Raw genomic sequence first — 17,859 nt, 5'->3', positions numbered from 1 at the left:
CCCGCCCCATTGCGGCTTTGACCAAACCATGCAAAGGTTTGATCAGGATCACCCGCGATCAGGAGGCCAGGATGTTTCCGCAATTCGATCCGAAGCTCTTCGAGCAGTTCAGCATGAACCCGGCTTCCCTGCTGTCCAAGATTGCCGATTTCCAGCGCGCCAACTTCGAGGCCGCCCGCGAGATCACCGAGAACAACACCCGCGCCTTCCAGCAACTGACGGCGATCCGCGACCCGCAATCCTTCGTGGCGATGCAGCCGGCCATCCTTCAGGCGGTGCTTCAGCAGAACGGCGAGGTGATGACCAGGCTGTGGCAATCGCTGGGCGCCGATCTGGCCCCGCCGCCGAACCGGCCGGGCCGGAAATAGGCCGAGGACTGCCGGGACGGAAAGTGGACCCCCGGCGTCAATGGCCGCAGGTGCAGCCGCCGCCGTCGCAATCGTCGTCGTCCGCCGCTTCCGGCCTGTCATCGGGCCGGAAGATGGCGCCCGGATAGATGCGGGCGACACGCCCGTCGCGGGTCACCTCGACGCAATTGCGGCCCTGATCGTCGGTGACCATCTCCAGGGCGAGGCGGCCCTGGTCGAGATCGGCGACCACATCCAGCGCCTCGATGTTGAACGCCTTGGCGACGGCGCCGATCAGGGCGTTGATCTCTTCGAACATTTCGCGGTTGTCCATGGGGCCTCGCAGTGTCGGGCGTGATCGGCGGACCATATCCGTTTCACGAAGCGTCTGTCACGCCCCCTTGGTGCCGGCGCGCCAAGATGCTTTACTGGTGGCCCACACGAGGGGGAGGACACCGCCATGACCGAGACGCTTCATGTCAGGATTTCCGGGGCGCTGGCCACCGTCACCCTCAACCGCCCCGAGGTCCACAACGCCATCGACTCGCAACTGGCCGGCAACCTGACCTTGGCCTTCCAGAAAATGGGGGTGGCCGAGGCGGTGCGGGCCATCGTCATCGAGGCCAGGGGCCAAAGCTTCTGCGCCGGCATCGACCTGGACTGGGTTCGCCGCACCACCGACCAGGACGCCGCCGACAACCACCGCGACGCCATGCAGTTGGCCATGATGCTGGACGCCATCGACCGCTGCCCCAAGCCGGTCATCGCGGTGGTCCACGGCGCCGCCCTGGGGCTTGGCGCCGGGCTGGCGGCGGCGGCGGACATGGCCATCGCCGCCGAGGAGGCCTCGTTCGCCCTGTCCGAGGTGCGCCTGGGGCTGGCCCCGTCCATCGCCGCGCCCTACGTCGCCGCCGCCATCGGCGGACGCTTCTGCCGGCGCTACATGGTGACCGGGGAACGGTTCGACGCCCGCGAGGCGCTGCGGCTGGGGCTGGTCCACGGCGTGGTCGCGGCCGACAAGCTGGCCGCCGCCCGCGACCACGTAACCGAGGCCTGCCTGAAGGGCGGTCCCAAGGCCCAGGCCGCCGTCAAGGATCTGATCCGGGTGATCGACGACAGCCCCATGGGGCCGGACCTGATGCGCTATACCGCCACCCACTTCTCCGATCTGCGGGTGTCGGAGGAGGGGCGCGAGGGACTGGCGGCCTTCCTGGAAAAGCGCCCGTCCAACTGGACGGCCTAACCGCCCCGGCGCGACAGCACGAACAGACCCTGATCGGCGAACAGGTTCGCGATCCCCTCGCAATCGGGCAGCGGCAGCACCTTGCCGCCACGATCCAGCGCGATGCTTCTTTCCACAGTGATGCCCAGCGAGCGCGACAGATTAAGGAAATCGCGGATGGTGCAGAAATGGATGTTGGGGGTGTCGTACCAGTCGTAGGCCAGGGTATCGGTCACCGGCATGGTGCCCCGAAGCAGCAGGTGCGCCCGCACCCGCCAATGGCCGAAATTGGGAAACGACACGATGGCGCGCCGGCCGATCCGCAGCATGTGGGACAGCACCGTCCGGGGTTCGTGGGTGGCCTGAAGCGTCTGGCTGAGAATGACGTAGTCGAAGGCGCCGGACGGATAATCCTTGAGATCGGTGTCGGCGTCGCCCTGGATCACCGACAGTCCGTGCGATACCGCCGCCGACACCCCGGCCATGGACAGTTCGACGCCGCGCCCGTCCACGTTCTTGGTGCGGCCCAGCCAGTCCAGCAGGGCGCCCTCGCCGCAGCCGACGTCCAGCACCCGCGACCCCGGCTCGATCATGTCGGCGATCAGCTTGAGGTCGACGCGCAGGTTGCCGTTGCCGATGGTCATCATCATGGCCCGCCCCCCTTGGCGCGGGGCAGGCCGCGATGGGCGGCGGCCCCTTCCAGGAAGCCGGTCAGGGTGGCGTGGAACTCGGGCTCGTCCAGCAAGAAGGCGTCGTGGCCCTTGTCGGACTTGATCTCGACGAAGCTGACATTGGCCGCCACCGCGTTCAGGGCGTGGACAATGGCCCGGCTTTCCGGTGTGGGGAACAGCCAGTCGCTGGTGAACGAGACCACGCAGAACCGGGTGCGGGTGCCGCGGAAGGCGTTGGCCAGAACGCCGCCGTTCTCGGCCGCCAGATCGAAGTAGTCCATGGCCCGGGTGATGTAGAGGTAGGAATTGGCGTCGAAGCGGTCGACGAAGGTCGACCCCTGGTGCCGCAGATAGCTTTCCACCTGGAAATCGGCGTCGAAGCCATAGGTGACGGTCTCGCGGTTCTGGAGGTTGCGGCCGAACTTCTGGTGCAGCGCCGGCTCGGACAGATAGGTGATGTGCGCCGCCATGCGCGCCACCGCCAGTCCGCGATGGGGGCGCTTGCCCTCCAGCAGGTAATTGCCCTCGCACCAGTCGGGGTCGGCGACGATGGCCTGGCGCCCGACCTCGTGGAAGGCGATGTTCTGGGCGGAATGGCGGGCGGCGGCGGCGATGGGAATGGCCGCGAACACCCGCTCGGGAAAGGAATGCGCCCATTCCAGCACCTGCATGCCGCCCATGGAGCCGCCCACCACGCAAAACAGCCGGTCGATGCCCAGATGATCCACCAGACGGGCCTGGACCTGGACCATGTCGCCGATGGTGATTACCGGAAACGACAGGTTCCAGGGCTGGCCGGTGGCGGGATTGACGTCCATGGGGCCGGTGGTGCCCATGCAGCCGCCCAGCACGTTGGAGCAGATCAGGAAATAGCGGTCGGTGTCGAACACCCGGCCCGGCCCCACCAGTTCGCTCCACCATCCCGGCTTGCCGGTGATGGGATGGGGATCGGCGACGTAATGGTCGCCGGTCAGGGCGTGACAGATCAGGATGGCGTTGGATTTGTCGGCGTTGAGACGGCCGTAGGTCTGGTAGGCGACGGTGACCGGTCCCAGATCCACCCCGCAATCCAGCCGAATCGGGCGGTCGCGCCCCAGCTCGACCTTGAGGCCGGGCGGGGGAGGGGACGAAGGGGAACCGGAAGACTCGGACATGATCATCAAATCGCTTGTCAAAAGCGGGGAAACGATTAGCTATGGTCGGCAGGCGGGACTGTCAACGTTTTCTTTGATTTCCGGACGGTCCCGAACTACACCTAACTACCTTGACCCGATTGCCGGAACCGCAAGCCGCATCGCCATGAGCCAGGACAGCGCCAGTCTCGAACAGCTCCGCCGCGAGATCGATCGCATCGACGACTCGATTCACGACCTGCTGATGCAGCGGTCCCAGGTGGTCGAGCGCATCGCCGCCGCCAAGCCGGCCGGCCGCGTCACGCTGCGTCCCGGCCGCGAGGCCTCCATCCTGCGCCGCCTGCTGGCCCGCCATCGCGGCAGCCTGCCCAAGATGGCGCTGGTCCGCATCTGGCGCGAGATGATGGGCGCCCTGGTCGGACTGCAAGGCCCGTTCTCGGTGGCGGTCCACGCCGCCGGCCGCAGCACCGCCAGCATCGAGCTGGCCCGCAATCATTTCGGCACGGTGGCGCCGCTGCACGCCTATCGCAGCGCCGGCCAGGTGGTGCGCGCCGTCGCCGACGGCACCGCCTCGGTGGGCGTGGTGCCGCTGACCCCCGGAACCGAGGCCGCAGACGAGGCCGAGCCCTGGTGGGCCAGCCTGACGGTGGGCAGCGGCGAGCCGCCCCGCGTGGTCGCCCGGCTGCCCTTCGCCGGCACCCCGCCGGTCAAGGGATCGCCCGAACCGCTCCAGGCGCTGGTGATCGCGTGTCGCGACCATGACGAAACCGGCGACGACCGCACCGTGCTGGTGCTGGAAACCGGCCCCGAGGTCAGCCGCGACCGCCTGCGCGCCGTGCTGTCGGCCGGTGGGCTGGAACCGGCCGAGCTGTTCGCCATCTACCGCCACGGCGGCGTCTGGCTGCATCTGGTCGAGCTTCTCGGCCATGTCGCCGCCACCGACCCCCGCCTCGCCATGCTGGTGGCTCCCAAGGACCCCATCAGCCACGTCTCGGTGATCGGCGGCTACGCCACGCCGCTGTCGCCCGAAGCCCTCGCCTGATCCCCGCCATTCCGTCCCAAAGTCCAGGAGTTCAGACCAGTGACCGCTCCCGCGCCCCGCCCCGGCATCATGGACATCCGCCCCTATGTCGGCGGCGAATCCGCCATCGAAGGCGTCAGCCGCACCATCAAGCTGTCCTCGAATGAGGGCGCGCTGGGGCCAAGCCCCAAGGCGATGGAGGCGCTGAAGGCCCTGGCGCCCGAAATCCACCGCTATCCCGACGGCGGCGCCGAATCCCTGCGCAAGGCCATCGCGGCGCGCTACGGCCTCGACGTCAGCCGCATCGTCTGCGGCGCCGGCTCGGACGAGCTGCTGGGCATCCTGTGCCGCGCCTATGCCGGCCCCGGCGACGAGGTGCTGTACTCGGCCCACGGCTTCCTGATGTATTACATCGCCGCCAAGGCCTGCGGCGCCATCCCGGTCACCGCGCCCGAGATCGATCTGACCGCCAGCGTCGACAATCTGCTGAAGGCGGTGACGCCCAGGACCAAGATCGTCTTCCTGGCCAATCCCAACAACCCCACCGGCACCTACATCCCGGCCTCGGAAGTGGCGCGCCTGCGCTCCGGCCTGCCCGCGCATGTGCTGCTGGTGATCGACGCCGCCTATGCCGAGTTCGTGTCCCGGAACGACTACACCTCGGGCATCGAGCTGGTGGAAGCCGGCGACAACACCGTGGTCTGCCGCACCTTCTCCAAGATGTTCGCCCTGGGCGGCCTGCGCCTGGGCTGGGCCTACGCGCCCGAGAACGTCGCCGGCGTGCTGAACCGGGTGCGCAATCCGTTCAACGTGGGGTCCGCCGCCCTGGCGGCCGGACTGGCGGCGTTCGAGGACACCGAATACGCCGAGCTGTGCAAGCGCCACAACGACTACTGGCTGCCCTGGCTGAGCGAGCGTATCGCCGGCCTCGGCCTGACCGTGGTGCCCAGCGTCGGCAACTTCATCCTGGTGCGCTTCCCGGCCGAGCCCGGCAAGGATTCCGCCAGCGCCGACAAGTTCCTGCGTTCCAAGGGCATCATCGTGCGGGCCATGGGCGCCTATGGCCTGGGCGATTCGCTCCGCATCACCGTCGGCACCGGCGAGGAGAACCAGGCGGTGGTCGACGCCCTGGCCGAGTTCGTCAAGGCATGACCACGCCCACGACGCCCCTGTTCGACACGGCCTGCTTCGTCGGCATCGGCCTGATCGGTTCGTCGCTGGCCCGGGCCATGCGCAAGCATGGTCTGGCGCGGCGGCTGGTGGCGTTCGACATCAGCGAGAAGGCCCGCACCGCCGCCCAGGCCCTTTCGGTGGTGGACCTCGCCACCGACCAGCCCGCCGACGCGGTGGCCGGGGCCGATCTGGTGGTGATCGGCGCGCCGGTCGGGGCCACCGACGCCGTCGGCGCCGCCATCGCCCCCCATCTGAAGCCCGGCGCCATCGTCACCGACGTGGGCTCGGTCAAGCTGGCGGTGATCCGCGACCTGATGCCCTACATCCCCGAGGGTGTCGAATTCATTCCCGGCCACCCCATCGCCGGCACCGAGCATTCCGGACCGGAAAACGGCTTCGCCGAACTGTTCGAGGGGCGCTGGCAGATTCTGACGCCGCTGCCGGGCTGCAACGAAAAGGCGGTGGACAAGATCGCCGAGCTGTGGCGCCGGGTCGGCTCGATGGTCGAGATCATGGACCCGCATCACCACGACAAGGTGCTGGCCATCACCTCCCACCTGCCGCATCTGATCGCCTATACCATCGTCGGCACCGCCAACGATCTGGAAGGCCACATGCAGCAGGAGGTGATCAAGTTCTCCGCCTCGGGCTTCCGCGACTTTACCCGCATCGCCGCCTCGGACCCCATCATGTGGCGCGACGTGTTCCTGAACAACCGCGAGGCGGTTCTGGAGGTCTTGCAGCGCTTCACCGAGGACCTGACGGCGCTGCAACGCTCGATCCGCTGGGGCGAGGGCGAGGTGCTGCAAAAGCGCTTCACCGAGACCCGCGCCATCCGCCGCGCCATCATCGACGCCAAGCAGGCGTAGTATTGTCCCTCAATCGCCGGGCGCGCGCCTCCGCGCGCTTGGCTTTCGCGCCATAAGGCGCGGGGCCTCAATGGCCCAGTCGCTTCGCTCCATCACGGCCCCTGGGGCCTAATTGTCGCCTCGAAGTTCGGACCAAAGCCATGCGCAGCCACATCACCGGCCTCGACCATGTCATCATCGCGGTGCGCGACCTGGACGCGGCGGCCGAAACCTTCCGCCGCCTGGGCTTCACCCTGTCGTCGCGGGGAAATCATGCCGAATGGGGCACCGCCAATCTGTGCCTGATGTTCGGCGACGATTACCTGGAACTGCTGGCGGCGGTGGCCGAGGGCGGCCCGGCCGAGCGGGTGCGCGCCTTCACCCGCGAGCGCGAGGGATTGATGGGGCTGGTGTTCGCCAGCGACGACGCCGCGGCCGACAGCCGCCGACTGGGCCTGGGCGAGCCCGGCGGGCTCAGCCGTACGGTCGAGACCGCCTCCGGCCCGCAACTGGCCCGCTTCGTCGCCCAGCCGCTGCCGCCCGAGGCCACGCCGGGGGTGGGGTCGTTCCTCTGCCAGCATCTGACGCCCGAGGTGCTGCGCCAGCCCGGCTGGCTCGACCACCCCAACGGCGCCGTCGGCATCGCCTCGGTCACCGCCCTGGTGGCCGACCCGGTGGGACTGATGCCGGCCTGGGACCGCCTGATCGGCCCGGCGGCCAGCACCGCCACCGACGAGACGGTCACCGTCCACACCGGGACCAGCCTGGTCTTCTTGTGCCGGCCGGACGACCTGGACCAGCTTCACCCCGAAGCCGACGAGGAACCGGTGCCGCCGCCCCCCGCCATGGTCGCCATGACCATCACGGTTTCCGACACCGATGCCGCCGCCCGCCTGCTGGCGGCGAACGGAATCGGCTTCGGCCGCGACGCCGGCGGCACCATCCGGATTCCGCGATCCGAGGCCTGCGGCGTCTTTATCGAGATGGTTTCAGCAGCCGGCTGACCGACAGCACCCCTTCCATCGGCCGGCGGCCCGGCGGCGAGATGGTGGTGACCAGGGCCAGCGGCTGGCTGCCGTCGTCGTTGAAGCGCTTGCCCAATTGGGCCGCATACCAGCCGGAGGGCATCACGTAATAATCGTTGATGCGCACACCGTCGCTGTCGCGGGCATCCAGCGCCAGCACCTGGGCGCCGCCCTTGAGGCCGCCCTTTTCCACCATGGCCAGCAGATGACGGTGCAGCGCCGTGATATCGGCGTATTCGGACCAGACCGAACAGATGCCGTCCTGCCCGACCACCAGGGTCACCGCCCCCATGTTCTTGCGGCGCAGCACCCGGACATGCCCCTGGCGGCCTTGCAGGAAGCCGGCGGCCACGTCGGCGGGCACGTCGGCGAAGCCGAATTCGCCAGTGGGCGAGGCGGCGGTGATGATGGCGTTGGTGTCGCCCAGATTCATCAGGCAGATCCGCCCCAGTACCGCCACGGCAAGGCGCGAGGTCTCGTCGCGCATCCGGTAATCGCCGCCCCCGGTCTGGGCGGCGACCGGAAAGGCGGCGCAGAAAAAGACGAGCAGAAGTGCCGCGAAACGTCTCATGGCTGCCTCGTGCCGATGGTGATGATGGCCTGAAGGTTGGGATTGGCGGTTTCGGAGGTCGTCAGGATCATGCGCAACCCCGTCGGCTCGCCGCCGAACCGCTTGACCAGTTCGGCGCGGTACTCACCCTTGGGATTCATGTCGATGAAGCGCGATTGCAGCGCCCCCTTGCCCTCGCGGCCGCCGGCCTGAATGGCGAAGGACTGCCCCAGGGCGGCGCGCAGGTCCTGCTCCAGCCGCCGGTACAGCCTGTCGGGCGGCGCCTTGCGCACGAACACGGCGCACTGGGCCTCGGCGCCCAGCAGCACCAGGGTGACGCCGGCGTCGGGGCGGGCATAGGCCTCGCCTTCCCGCCCTTGCAGGAACAGCCCGGCCTCCTTGGCCGGCAATTGCGGCAGATAGAGGTCCTGCCCCGGTTGCAGGCGGCGGCGCAACTGGTCATAGGCCCCCAGATGGGCGACGCAGCCGTGAATGAAGGTCTGCGACGCCGCCTCGACGGCGTCGGCGGCCGGCTGCTGCCCCCGGGCCGGAGCGGACAGGATTGCGAACCCCAGTGCGGCGCCAAGAAGGACTGGATGTTTCATGGTGACGATGGTCTCCTTGAGGCGAGGAGACCACAGCCGGCCCAGCCAGACAAGATGGATCGGCCCCGCGTCCGGCGATCGGAGAGGGAACTGGAGATGAAGGGGATCACGCGGGTAGCGGCTTTGCTGATTCTGATCGTCGCCACCGGCCCCGTCTTGGCCCAACCCGACCCCACCGCCGCCGGCCTGGAGGAGCGGGTCATCACCGCCACCTTGCCGCGCGGCGCCGAAATCCGGGGCCTGCTCAGCCGGCGCCCCGGCGCCATGCCCGAACATGTCGCCCTGCTGTTCGTCGGCTCTCCCGGCATTCTCCGTCTCGACAACGACGACGGCCAACTCCGCTGGCGGATGAAGGGCAACTTTCTCGCCCGCGCCCGCCGCCACCTCAACGACGACAGGGTGATGACCGTGATGGTCGATTGTCCAACCGACGAATGGGATGGCTGCGACTCCCTCTATCGCCGGTCTTCGCTGCACGCCGAGGATGTGGCCGCGCTGATGGCGGCGGTGACCGCCGTCCTGGGACCGGTGCGCTTCACCGTCGTCGGCACCAGCTTCGGCACGGTGTCGAGCGCCCATCTCGTCCGTTTGCTGGGCAACCGGCTGCGGGGCGCAGTCCACACCTCCACCTTCGCCGGCCCGAACCGGTATGCCTGGGAAGCCGGCATGACCGGCTTCGACTGGAGCAAGTCCCCCACCCCACAGCTATTCATCCAGCATCGCGACGATGCCTGTCCGACCACTCCCTACCGCGATCTGGCGTCAGCCATCGGGGACCTGCCGCTCATTACCGTGATCGGCACCAAGGACGCCGACGGCCCCGATTGCGAGGCTTATTCGGCCCATGGCTTCCGGGGGCGCGAGCGGGAGGTGATGCGCGCCCTGGCCGCCTGGATCGTCTCAGGCGAGGTCGCGGCGGCGGTGGGAGGGCCGTAAAGCGAAAGGGCCGCCCCATGGAGCGGCCCCTTGCAATGTCTCGGCGGCAAGCCCGGTTCAGTGGCGCGCCGCCTCCATGGCCTCGGCGATCAGGATCAGGCGTTCGGCCTTGACCCGCTCGCGTTCGGTCTTGGCGTCGGACAGCGCCTCCTTGGCGGCCTTGGCGCGAGCGGCGGCCATCTCGGCGGTGATGTCGCTTACCGGAATGGCCTCTTCGGCCAGGACGGTGACGCGCTCCTCGTTGACCTCGGCGAAGCCGCCGGCCACGAAGGTCTTGCTGGATTCCTTGCCGCCGTCGTGAACGACGATGACGCCGGGACGCACCGTGGTGATCATGGGGGCGTGACGGGCCAGGGCGCCGAAATCGCCCTCGCTGCCCGGAACCACCACCATGTCCACCGGCGAGGAAACCAGAAGTTTCGCCGGCGACACCAACTCGAACTGAATCTTCTCGGCCATGCCGTTGATTCCTTACCCTAAGCTCAAGCCGCCTCGGCGGCCATCTTCTTGGCCTTCTCGATCACCTCGTCGATGCCGCCGACCATGTAGAACGCGGCCTCGGGCAGGTGATCGTATTCGCCGGCGACGATGGACTTGAAGCCCTTGATGGTGTCTTCGAGGTTGACCAGCTTGCCCGGAGAACCGGTGAAGATTTCGGCCACGAAGAACGGCTGCGACAGGAAACGCTGGATCTTGCGGGCACGGCTGACCACCAGCTTGTCTTCTTCCGACAGTTCATCCATGCCCAGGATGGCGATGATGTCCTGAAGCGACTTGTAGGTCTGGAGGATGCGCTGCACGTCGCGGGCGGTCTGGTAGTGGTCCGGGCCGACGACGCGGGGGTCGAGAACGCGGGACGTCGAATCCAGCGGGTCCACCGCCGGATAGATGCCCAGCTCGGCGATCTGGCGATTCAGCACGGTGGTGGCGTCCAGGTGGGCGAACGAGGTGGCCGGCGCGGGGTCGGTCAGATCGTCGGCCGGCACGTAGATGGCCTGCACCGAGGTGATGGAGCCCTTCTTGGTCGAGGTGATGCGTTCCTGCAACGCGCCCATGTCGGTGGCGAGAGTGGGCTGATAGCCCACCGCCGACGGGATGCGGCCCAGCAGCGCCGACACTTCCGAACCGGCCTGGGTGAAGCGGAAGATGTTGTCCACGAAGAACAGCACGTCCTGGCCCTCGACGTCGCGGAAGTACTCGGCGACGGTCAGGCCCGACAGGGCGACGCGGGCGCGGGCGCCCGGCGGCTCGTTCATCTGGCCGTAGACCAGCGCCACCTTGGAACCGGGGCCGTCCAGCTTGATGACGCCCGATTCGATCATTTCGTGATAGAGGTCGTTGCCCTCGCGGGTGCGCTCGCCGACGCCGGCGAACACCGAATAGCCGCCGTGGGCCTTGGCGATGTTGTTGATCAGCTCCATGATCAGCACGGTCTTGCCGACGCCGGCACCGCCGAACAGGCCGATCTTGCCGCCCTTGCAGTAGGGCGCCAGCAGGTCGATGACCTTGATGCCGGTGACGAGAATCTCGGTCTCGGTCGACTGGTCGACGAAGTCCGGGGCATCGGCGTGAATCGGCAGGGTCGACTTGTTGCCGATGGGGCCGCGCTCGTCGATGGGCTCGCCGATCACGTTGATGATGCGGCCCAGGGTCTCGGGACCAACCGGCATCTGAATGGCCGAACCGGTGTCGACCACCTCGGTGCCGCGGGTCAGGCCGTCGGTGGAGTCCATGGCGATGGTGCGCACGGTGGACTCGCCCAGGTGCTGCGCAACCTCAAGGACCAGCTTCTTGCCCTGATGATCGAGGTGGAGCGCGCTCAGAATGGCCGGCAGGTGGCCGTCGTCGAAGCGCACGTCCACGACGGCGCCCAGGACCTGGGTGATCGTGCCGACGTTCTTGTTTGCCATGGTGTGCTCCTAGTCTTCCGTCACAGCGCTTCGGCGCCGGAGATGATTTCGATCAGTTCCTTGGTGATCTGAGCCTGACGCGACCGGTTGTACTTGATCGCCAGGGCATTGATCATTTCGCCCGCGTTGCGGGTGGCGTTATCCATCGCGGTCATGCGCGCGCCCTGCTCCGAGGCCTGGCTTTCCAGCAGGGCGCGGAACACCTGGGTCGCCAGATTACGCGGCAGGATGTCGGCGAGGATGCTCTCCTCGTCGGGTTCGAACTCGTAGATGGCCTTCGGCCCGGCATCGGCCTTGGCGGCCTGGGCGGGAACCGGGAAGGGAATCACCTGCTGACGGGTGACTTCCTGGGCGATGGCCGACTTGAAGCGGTTGTAGACCACCGTGCAGACGTCGAACTCCTCGGCATCGAACATGGAGGCGATCCTGGCCGCCACCTGATCGGCCTCGGCGAACACGACGCCCTTACGGCCCAGCTGCTCGAAGCCCTCGATCATGTAGTTGCCGTAGTCGCGCCGCAGTTGCTCGCGGGCCTTGCGGCCCACCGGCATGATCTTGACCGTCTTGCCCTGCTTCAGCAGGTCGGCGGCCAGATGCTTGGTGGCCCGCACGATGGACGAGTTGAAGCCGCCGCACAGACCGCGGTCGGCGGTGACCGACACGATCAGGTGCACCTTGTCGGCGCCGGTGCCGGTCAGCATGCGGGGCGCGCCGCTCTGGCCGGCCAGACTGGCGGCCAGGGTGCCCAGCATGCGTTCCATGCGCTCGGCGAAGGGCCGCGCCGCCTCCGCCGCGCTTTGGGCGCGACGGAGCTTGGAGGCTGCAACCATCTTCATGGCGGAAGTGATCTTGCGCGTCGACTTGACGCTCACGATCTTCATCCGCAGGTCCTTGAGACTCGCCATAACCTACACTCCGAAGGGACGGCTACGCGAAGGTCTTGGCGAACGCGGCGAAAAACGCCTTCAGCTTCTCTTCCGTCTGGGCGGAGATCTGCTTCTCGGTGGCGATGGCGGAGAGAATCTCCGGCGCCTTCGACTTGATCTCGGCCAGCATAGACTTCTCGAAACGGCCGACATCCTTGACGTCGATGTTGTCCAGATAGCCCTTCACGCCGGCATAGATGGAGATGACCTCCTCTTCGGTCGGCATGGGCGAGAACTGCGGCTGCTTCAGCAGCTCGGTCAGGCGGGCGCCGCGGCCGAGCAGCTTCTGGGTCGCCGGATCGAGGTCCGAGGCGAACTGGGCGAAGGCCGCCATTTCACGATACTGCGCCAGTTCCAGCTTGATGGAGCCGGCAACCTGCTTCATGGCCTTGATCTGCGCGGCGGAGCCGACGCGCGACACCGACAGGCCGACGTTCACGGCGGGGCGGATGCCCTTGTAGAACAGCTCGGTCTCCAGGAAGATCTGGCCGTCGGTGATCGAGATCACGTTGGTGGGAATGTAGGCCGACACGTCGTTGGCCTGGGTCTCGATGACCGGCAGCGCGGTCAGCGAGCCGGCGCCGGCGGCGTCGCCCATCTTGGCGGCGCGCTCCAGCAGGCGCGAGTGCAGGTAGAACACGTCGCCGGGATAGGCTTCGCGGCCCGGCGGACGGCGCAGCAGCAGCGACATCTGACGATAGGCGACGGCCTGCTTGGACAGATCGTCATAGATGATCAGGGCGTGCATGCCGTTGTCGCGGAAATACTCGCCCATGGTGCAGCCGGCATAAGGCGCGATGAACTGGAGCGGCGCGGGCTCCGACGCGGTGGCGGCCACCACGATGGTGTAGTCCATGGCGCCGTAATCGGTCAGGGTCTTGACGATCTGGGCGACGGTCGAGCGCTTCTGCCCCACGGCGACGTAGATGCAGAACAGCTTGGCCTTCTCGTCGCTGGCGTCGTGCCAGCGCTTCTGATTGATGATGGTGTCGACCAGGATGGCGGTCTTGCCGGTCTGGCGATCGCCGATCACCAGTTCGCGCTGGCCGCGGCCGATGGGGATCAGGGCGTCGACCGCCTTGATGCCGGTCGACATGGGCTCGTGCACCGACTTGCGCGGAATGATGCCCGGCGCCTTGACGTCCACGCGCTGGCGGGACTCGGCCTGGATCGGCCCCTTGCCGTCGATGGGATTGCCGAGCGCGTCGACGACGCGGCCCAGCAGGCCCTTGCCGACGGGAACGTCGACGATCGAGCCGGTCCGCTTGACGACATCGCCTTCCTTGATGGAGCGGTCGTCGCCGAAGATCACGACGCCGACATTGTCGGTCTCGAGATTCAGCGCCATGCCCTTGATGCCGCCGGGGAATTCGACCATCTCGCCGGCCTGGACCTTGTCGAGGCCGTGCACGCGGGCGATACCGTCACCAACCGACAGCACCTGACCGACCTCGGCAACCTCCGCCTCGGTTCCAAAGGTGGCGATCTGTTGCTTGAGGATTGCGGAGATTTCCGCGGCGCGGATTTCCATTATCCAACCCCTTTCATAGCGAGCTTGAGATGCTGCAGCTTCGTCTTCAGCGAGCTGTCAACCATACGGGAGCCGACCTGCACCACCAGACCGCCCAGCAGACTGGGATCGACCTTGACCTCGACGGCGACATTGCTGCCGAACGCCGTCTTGAGGGCGGAGACGAGGGCGTCGTTTTGGGCCGGCGACAACGCCACCGCGGACGCCACCATGGCGGATTGCTCGCCACGGCGGGCGGCGAGCCGGCCCAGATAGGATTCGATCACCCCCGGAAGGGTGAACAGGCGGCGGTTTCTGGCCGCCAGCCCCAGGAATTTCGTTGTCAGCTCGGAAAAGCCGCAGGCCTGGGCAACGGCGGTGATCGCCCTGCCCTGTTCCGCGCGGCTGAGCACGGGGCTGTCGACGAGGCGGCGCAGATCGGCGCTGTCGCGGATCATGACCTTCAACGTCTTGAGGTCGCCGGCCACTTGATCGAGGGAGGACGACGAATCGGCCAGATCGAAAAGGGCGGCGGCGTAGCGGGAGGCGATTACGCCAATTGTCTCGGATGGCACCTGGGCAAGTCCTTGAATCGGGTCGAACCGGCGGCCGTAACCTATTGAAGCACAAAAATATTCCAGCGCTGATCAGGAAGTCCCCCTGATCGCGCGTCGGTTAACTAGCACATCGGGTTTTGCGTTGCAAGACGACTCCTGCCCATTCGGGGGAGGGAATGAAATATCAGCAATGCCGAAAATGCCGCCCGAACCGGCTCCGGACGGCGACGGCGGACGGCCTGTCCACCTACCCGCCTCCCCGCGACAGCGGTTCAGAAAAAACTGTAGGGGTCCACGTCCACCTGCACCCGGACGCCGGAGGGCGGCTCCATCGCGGCCAGCCAGTCGCGCAACAACGCCTGGAGACCGGTTCCGCGCGGCGCCTTGACCAGGAAGCGGCGGCGATGGCGGCCGCGCAGCAGCGCCATGGGGGCCGGGGCCGGCCCCAGGACATGAATGCCGCCCCCCCTGGGCGCGAGGCGCGCCATCCGGACGGCGAAGCCGTCCAGCACCCCGGCGTCGGGGCCGGAGACGATCACGGCGGCCAGCCGTCCGAACGGCGGCATGGCGGCGTCCCGGCGGAGTTCGGCCTCGCGGGCCATGAAGCCGTCGCGGTCGCCCCCCTCCAGCGCCCGGATCACCGGATGCTCGGGCTGCCAGGTCTGAAGCAGCACGCGGCCCGGGCGCTCGGCGCGGCCGGCGCGGCCGGCCACCTGCGACAATAATTGATGGGTGCGCTCGCCGGCCCTGAGGTCGCCGCCCTCCAGCCCCAGGTCGGCATCGACCACGCCGACCACCGTCAGCATGGGGAAGTGATACCCCTTGGCGACGATCTGGGTGCCGACCAGCAGGTCGATTTCGCCCCCGGCCACCGCGCGGACGAATTCGGAGGCCGCCCGGGGACCGGAACAGGTGTCCGAGGTCATCACCGCCAGCCGGGCGGCGGGGAACAGCAGGGCGGCTTCCTCGGCGATGCGCTCGACGCCGGGACCGCAGGCGGCGAAACTGTCCTCCGCCTCGCAATGCGGGCACTTCTTCGGCAGGCGGATATGATAGCCGCAATGATGACAGACTAGGCGGCCGGCCGAACGGTGTTCCACCAGCCAGGCGGTGCAGTGGGGACATTGCAGCCGGTGGCCACAGCCCCGGCACAGGGTCAGCGGCGCATAGCCGCGCCGGTTGAGGTAGAGCATGCCCTGTTCGCCGGCCGCCAGCGCCCCTTCCAGGGCATTGACCAGCAGCGGGCTCAGCCAGCGTCCCCGGGGCGGCGGGTGGCGGCGCAGGTCGATGGCCCTGATCTCGGGCATCACCGCCCCGGCATGGCGATCGGGCAGATGCAGCCGGCGATAGCGGCCGGCCTCCACGTTGGCGACGCTTTCCAGCGACGGCGTCGCCGAGGCCAGGACCACCGGGATGCTCCCTAGGCGGGCGCGGACCACCGCCATGTCGCGGGCGTGGTAGCAGACGCCCTCCTCCTGCTTGAAGGCCTGGTCGTGCTCCTCGTCCACCACGATGAGGCCCAGGCGGGGATAGGGCAGGAACAGGGCCGAGCGGGCGCCGACCACCACCCGGGCCTCGCCCCGGGCCACCGCCCGCCAGGTATCGCGGCGCCGGGCATCGCCCAGTTCGGAATGCCACTCGGCGGGGGGAACGCCGAACCGTTGCCGGAAGCGTTCCAGCCACTGGGCCGACAGGGCGATTTCCGGCAGCAGCACCAGCACCTGGGTTCCCTTGGCCAGGGCGGCGGCCAGCGCCTCGAAATAGACCTCGGTCTTGCCCGAGCCGGTGACGCCGTCGACCAGCGACACCGAGAAGCCGCCCGCCACCGCCGCCACCAGCGCATCGGCGGCAGCGCGCTGATCCGGCGACAGCAGGGCGGCGGGGCGCGAGAGGTCCGGCGGCGGGAACAGCGCCGGACGCGGCATCTCGACGCATTCCAGCGCGCCGGCCTCCAGCAGGCCCTTGATCACCGCCGGCCCCGTCCCGGCCTCGCGGGCCAGGTCGGCGGCCGCCATGGGCGGCAGGCGGGCCGCCGTCTCCAGCACCCGGCGGCGGGCGGCGGTCTCCTTGAAAGGGGGCGGAGCGGCGCAGCGGCGCAGCATCGCCTGCCCCCTGGCCGGTTCCAGCGCCGAGGGCACGCTGACGCACATCTTCAGCACCGCCCCGGCGGGCGCCAGGGTATAGCCGGCCACCCAATCCACCAGGGCGCGGCTGGCCGCCGGCAGGGGCGGCGCCTCCAGCTTGCGGATCACCGGGCGCAGCCTGGATTCCGCCACGTCGCCGCCGCCCCGGCCCCACACCACGCCGATGGCCTCGCGCCGGCCCAGCGGCACCATCACGATGTCGCCGGGGCCGAGCGCTTCGTCGCCGACACGATAATCATAGGCCCCGGCCAGGGGCAGCGGCAGCAACACCGCCACCCGGTCACCAGGCGCGAGAAACGGAGGGGTTGAAGTGGAGGACTCGGAGGACATAAGCTAAAGTCCAAGAAACCAAGCCCCCGCGCAACCGAACTCCGTTCCCCGGAACGTTTTCCCGACGAAGGTGATCCGCATGGCGCGCAAGCGCGACGAAGCAGCAGTGCCGGTGATCCTGCCCGACGAACGGCAGGTGGCGGCCTATCTTCACGCCCATCCCGATTTTCTGGTGCGCCACCCCGATCTGCTGCTCAGCCTGTCGCCGCCGTCCCGCTGGGCCGGGGACGATGGCATCCTCGACATGCAGGTATTCATGATCGAGCGCCTGCGCGACGAGGTCGACCGGGTGAGGGGCACCGCCGAAAGCCTGATTCACACCAGCCGCAGCAACATGTCCATCCAGACCCGCACCCACAAGGCGGTGCTGGCCATCCTGTCGGCCGACACCCTGGCCGAACTGGCGGAAACCATCGGTGACGATCTGCCGGCGCTGCTGGACGTGGACGTGGCCACCTTATGCTTCGAGCCCGCCTGCGAACCGCTGCCCCGGCTGGTGGCCCCCGGCCTCGTCACCCTGCCCGCCGGCATGGTGGCCCGCACCATGGGGGGCCATGACCGCGACTGCGCCCTGACCGAGGAAATGCCCGGCGACCCCGCCCTGTTCGCCGACGGCGCCGCCCTGGTGCAGTCGTCGGCGGTGGTGCGGCTGTCGCCCGGCGGCCCCTGCCCGGACGGCCTGATGGCCCTGGGCTCGCGCAATGGCCGCACCTTCCATGCCGGCCAGGCCACCGAACTGATCACCTTCCTGGCGCGCGTGGTCGAACGCAGCGTGCTGCGCTTCGTCAGTCAGACCTGATGCGGGGATGAAGGTGGGAGACCGGACGGCGACCCGGACCGGAAATCGTTACGGCTGCTTCCTTCCGGACCTGACCGGGTTGGCGACGGGTCCGTCCGCCGCCGATCTCCCGCCGGGAAAATACGGACTCCCCCCTCGACATTGCAAGCCCT

The 17,859-nt window shown here is 68.3% G+C and carries 19 protein-coding genes and 1 other RNA gene; 8 read left to right on the top strand and 12 right to left on the bottom strand.

Annotated features, from left to right (window positions below):
- The first annotated feature begins 71 nt into the window (after window positions 1-71).
- On the top strand, window positions 72-368 hold the full coding sequence (locus tag MTBSS4_RS09175; RefSeq protein ID WP_173983098.1) for a phasin family protein: 297 nt from the start codon (window positions 72-74) through the stop codon (window positions 366-368).
- A 37-nt stretch (window positions 369-405) separates the two neighbouring features.
- Here the strand turns inward: MTBSS4_RS09175 and MTBSS4_RS09170 are convergent, their stop codons facing one another.
- Window positions 406-681 carry a hypothetical protein gene (locus MTBSS4_RS09170; protein ID WP_173983097.1) on the bottom strand — a complete coding sequence of 92 codons (276 nt, stop codon included), beginning with the start codon at window positions 679-681 and terminating at the stop codon, window positions 406-408.
- Window positions 682-807: 126 nt separating this feature from the next.
- Between MTBSS4_RS09170 and MTBSS4_RS09165 the strand changes: the two genes are divergently transcribed.
- Window positions 808-1,590 (top strand): enoyl-CoA hydratase-related protein, encoded by a 783-nt coding sequence (locus MTBSS4_RS09165; RefSeq protein WP_173983096.1) that lies wholly within the window; start codon window positions 808-810, stop codon window positions 1,588-1,590.
- On the opposite strand, the gene metW is transcribed toward MTBSS4_RS09165, so the two are convergent.
- The gene (gene metW / locus MTBSS4_RS09160) at window positions 1,587-2,216 is read right to left on the bottom strand and encodes a methionine biosynthesis protein MetW (RefSeq protein ID WP_173983103.1); all 630 of its coding nucleotides are present in this window, start codon (window positions 2,214-2,216) and stop codon (window positions 1,587-1,589) included. The two genes, MTBSS4_RS09165 and metW, sit on opposite strands and share 4 nt — an antisense overlap.
- Window positions 2,216-3,394, bottom strand: coding sequence for a homoserine O-acetyltransferase (locus tag MTBSS4_RS09155; protein WP_173983095.1), 1,179 nt, complete (start codon window positions 3,392-3,394; stop codon window positions 2,216-2,218). Before MTBSS4_RS09155 ends, metW begins: the two co-directional genes overlap by 1 nt.
- 145 nt (window positions 3,395-3,539) lie before the next feature.
- Between MTBSS4_RS09155 and MTBSS4_RS09150 the strand changes: the two genes are divergently transcribed.
- The 4 genes from MTBSS4_RS09150 (at window position 3,540) to MTBSS4_RS09135 (ending at window position 7,419) form a co-directional block, all read left to right on the top strand.
- Window positions 3,540-4,415, top strand: coding sequence for a chorismate mutase (locus tag MTBSS4_RS09150; protein WP_173983094.1), 876 nt, complete (start codon window positions 3,540-3,542; stop codon window positions 4,413-4,415).
- Window positions 4,416-4,454: 39 nt separating this feature from the next.
- The gene (hisC, locus tag MTBSS4_RS09145) at window positions 4,455-5,546 is read left to right on the top strand and encodes a histidinol-phosphate transaminase (RefSeq protein ID WP_173983093.1); all 1,092 of its coding nucleotides are present in this window, start codon (window positions 4,455-4,457) and stop codon (window positions 5,544-5,546) included.
- On the top strand, window positions 5,543-6,436 hold the full coding sequence (locus MTBSS4_RS09140) for a prephenate/arogenate dehydrogenase family protein (protein ID WP_173983092.1): 894 nt from the start codon (window positions 5,543-5,545) through the stop codon (window positions 6,434-6,436). Before hisC ends, MTBSS4_RS09140 begins: the two co-directional genes overlap by 4 nt.
- Before the next feature lie 140 nt (window positions 6,437-6,576).
- On the top strand, window positions 6,577-7,419 hold the full coding sequence (locus tag MTBSS4_RS09135; RefSeq protein WP_173983091.1) for a VOC family protein: 843 nt from the start codon (window positions 6,577-6,579) through the stop codon (window positions 7,417-7,419).
- Here MTBSS4_RS09135 and MTBSS4_RS09130 read toward each other — a convergent pair.
- Both MTBSS4_RS09130 and MTBSS4_RS09125 read right to left on the bottom strand, forming a co-directional pair.
- The gene (locus MTBSS4_RS09130) at window positions 7,391-8,011 is read right to left on the bottom strand and encodes a hypothetical protein (protein ID WP_173983090.1); all 621 of its coding nucleotides are present in this window, start codon (window positions 8,009-8,011) and stop codon (window positions 7,391-7,393) included. The genes MTBSS4_RS09135 and MTBSS4_RS09130 overlap by 29 nt on opposite strands.
- The gene (locus MTBSS4_RS09125; protein WP_173983089.1) at window positions 8,008-8,595 is read right to left on the bottom strand and encodes a hypothetical protein; all 588 of its coding nucleotides are present in this window, start codon (window positions 8,593-8,595) and stop codon (window positions 8,008-8,010) included. The genes MTBSS4_RS09130 and MTBSS4_RS09125 overlap by 4 nt, the downstream gene beginning before the upstream one ends.
- A 96-nt stretch (window positions 8,596-8,691) precedes the next feature.
- Here MTBSS4_RS09125 and MTBSS4_RS09120 point away from each other — a divergent pair, with 96 nt between their 5' ends.
- Complete coding sequence (locus MTBSS4_RS09120; protein ID WP_217425525.1) at window positions 8,692-9,531, top strand: alpha/beta hydrolase; 840 nt, start codon at window positions 8,692-8,694, stop codon at window positions 9,529-9,531.
- Between the two features lie 57 nt (window positions 9,532-9,588).
- On the opposite strand, the gene MTBSS4_RS09115 is transcribed toward MTBSS4_RS09120, so the two are convergent.
- From MTBSS4_RS09115 to MTBSS4_RS09090, 6 genes are all read right to left on the bottom strand, one after another.
- Window positions 9,589-9,990, bottom strand: coding sequence for a F0F1 ATP synthase subunit epsilon (locus MTBSS4_RS09115; RefSeq protein ID WP_173983088.1), 402 nt, complete (start codon window positions 9,988-9,990; stop codon window positions 9,589-9,591).
- Between the two features lie 23 nt (window positions 9,991-10,013).
- Window positions 10,014-11,441, bottom strand: coding sequence for a F0F1 ATP synthase subunit beta (gene atpD / locus MTBSS4_RS09110; protein WP_173983087.1), 1,428 nt, complete (start codon window positions 11,439-11,441; stop codon window positions 10,014-10,016).
- Window positions 11,442-11,461: 20 nt separating this feature from the next.
- Window positions 11,462-12,346 (bottom strand): F0F1 ATP synthase subunit gamma, encoded by an 885-nt coding sequence (locus MTBSS4_RS09105; RefSeq protein ID WP_173983086.1) that lies wholly within the window; start codon window positions 12,344-12,346, stop codon window positions 11,462-11,464.
- Window positions 12,347-12,368: 22 nt separating this feature from the next.
- A complete protein-coding gene (atpA, locus tag MTBSS4_RS09100; protein WP_173983085.1) occupies window positions 12,369-13,898 on the bottom strand; it encodes a F0F1 ATP synthase subunit alpha in 1,530 nt (509 codons plus the stop codon).
- Window positions 13,898-14,452, bottom strand: coding sequence for a F0F1 ATP synthase subunit delta (locus MTBSS4_RS09095; protein ID WP_173983084.1), 555 nt, complete (start codon window positions 14,450-14,452; stop codon window positions 13,898-13,900). The genes atpA and MTBSS4_RS09095 overlap by 1 nt, the downstream gene beginning before the upstream one ends.
- A gap of 254 nt (window positions 14,453-14,706) precedes the next feature.
- A complete protein-coding gene (locus tag MTBSS4_RS09090; RefSeq protein WP_173983083.1) occupies window positions 14,707-16,908 on the bottom strand; it encodes a primosomal protein N' in 2,202 nt (733 codons plus the stop codon).
- A 79-nt stretch (window positions 16,909-16,987) separates the two neighbouring features.
- On the opposite strand from MTBSS4_RS09090, the gene MTBSS4_RS09085 reads away from it, so the two are divergent.
- Window positions 16,988-17,707: a DUF484 family protein gene (locus tag MTBSS4_RS09085; RefSeq protein ID WP_173983082.1), complete on the top strand. Its 720-nt coding sequence runs from the start codon at window positions 16,988-16,990 to the stop codon at window positions 17,705-17,707.
- Between the two features lie 12 nt (window positions 17,708-17,719).
- On the opposite strand, the gene ffs is transcribed toward MTBSS4_RS09085, so the two are convergent.
- Window positions 17,720-17,818, bottom strand: an RNA gene (gene ffs / locus MTBSS4_RS09080) — signal recognition particle sRNA small type.
- Window positions 17,819-17,859: the final 41 nt, after the last annotated feature.

Source organism: Magnetospirillum sp. SS-4 (assembly GCF_902729425.1).
In the GTDB taxonomy this organism is placed as follows: Bacteria; Pseudomonadota; Alphaproteobacteria; order Rhodospirillales; family Magnetospirillaceae; genus Phaeospirillum.
The sequence above is the reverse complement of the archived record's forward strand: the minus strand, read 5'-3'. Positions and strand labels throughout refer to the sequence as shown.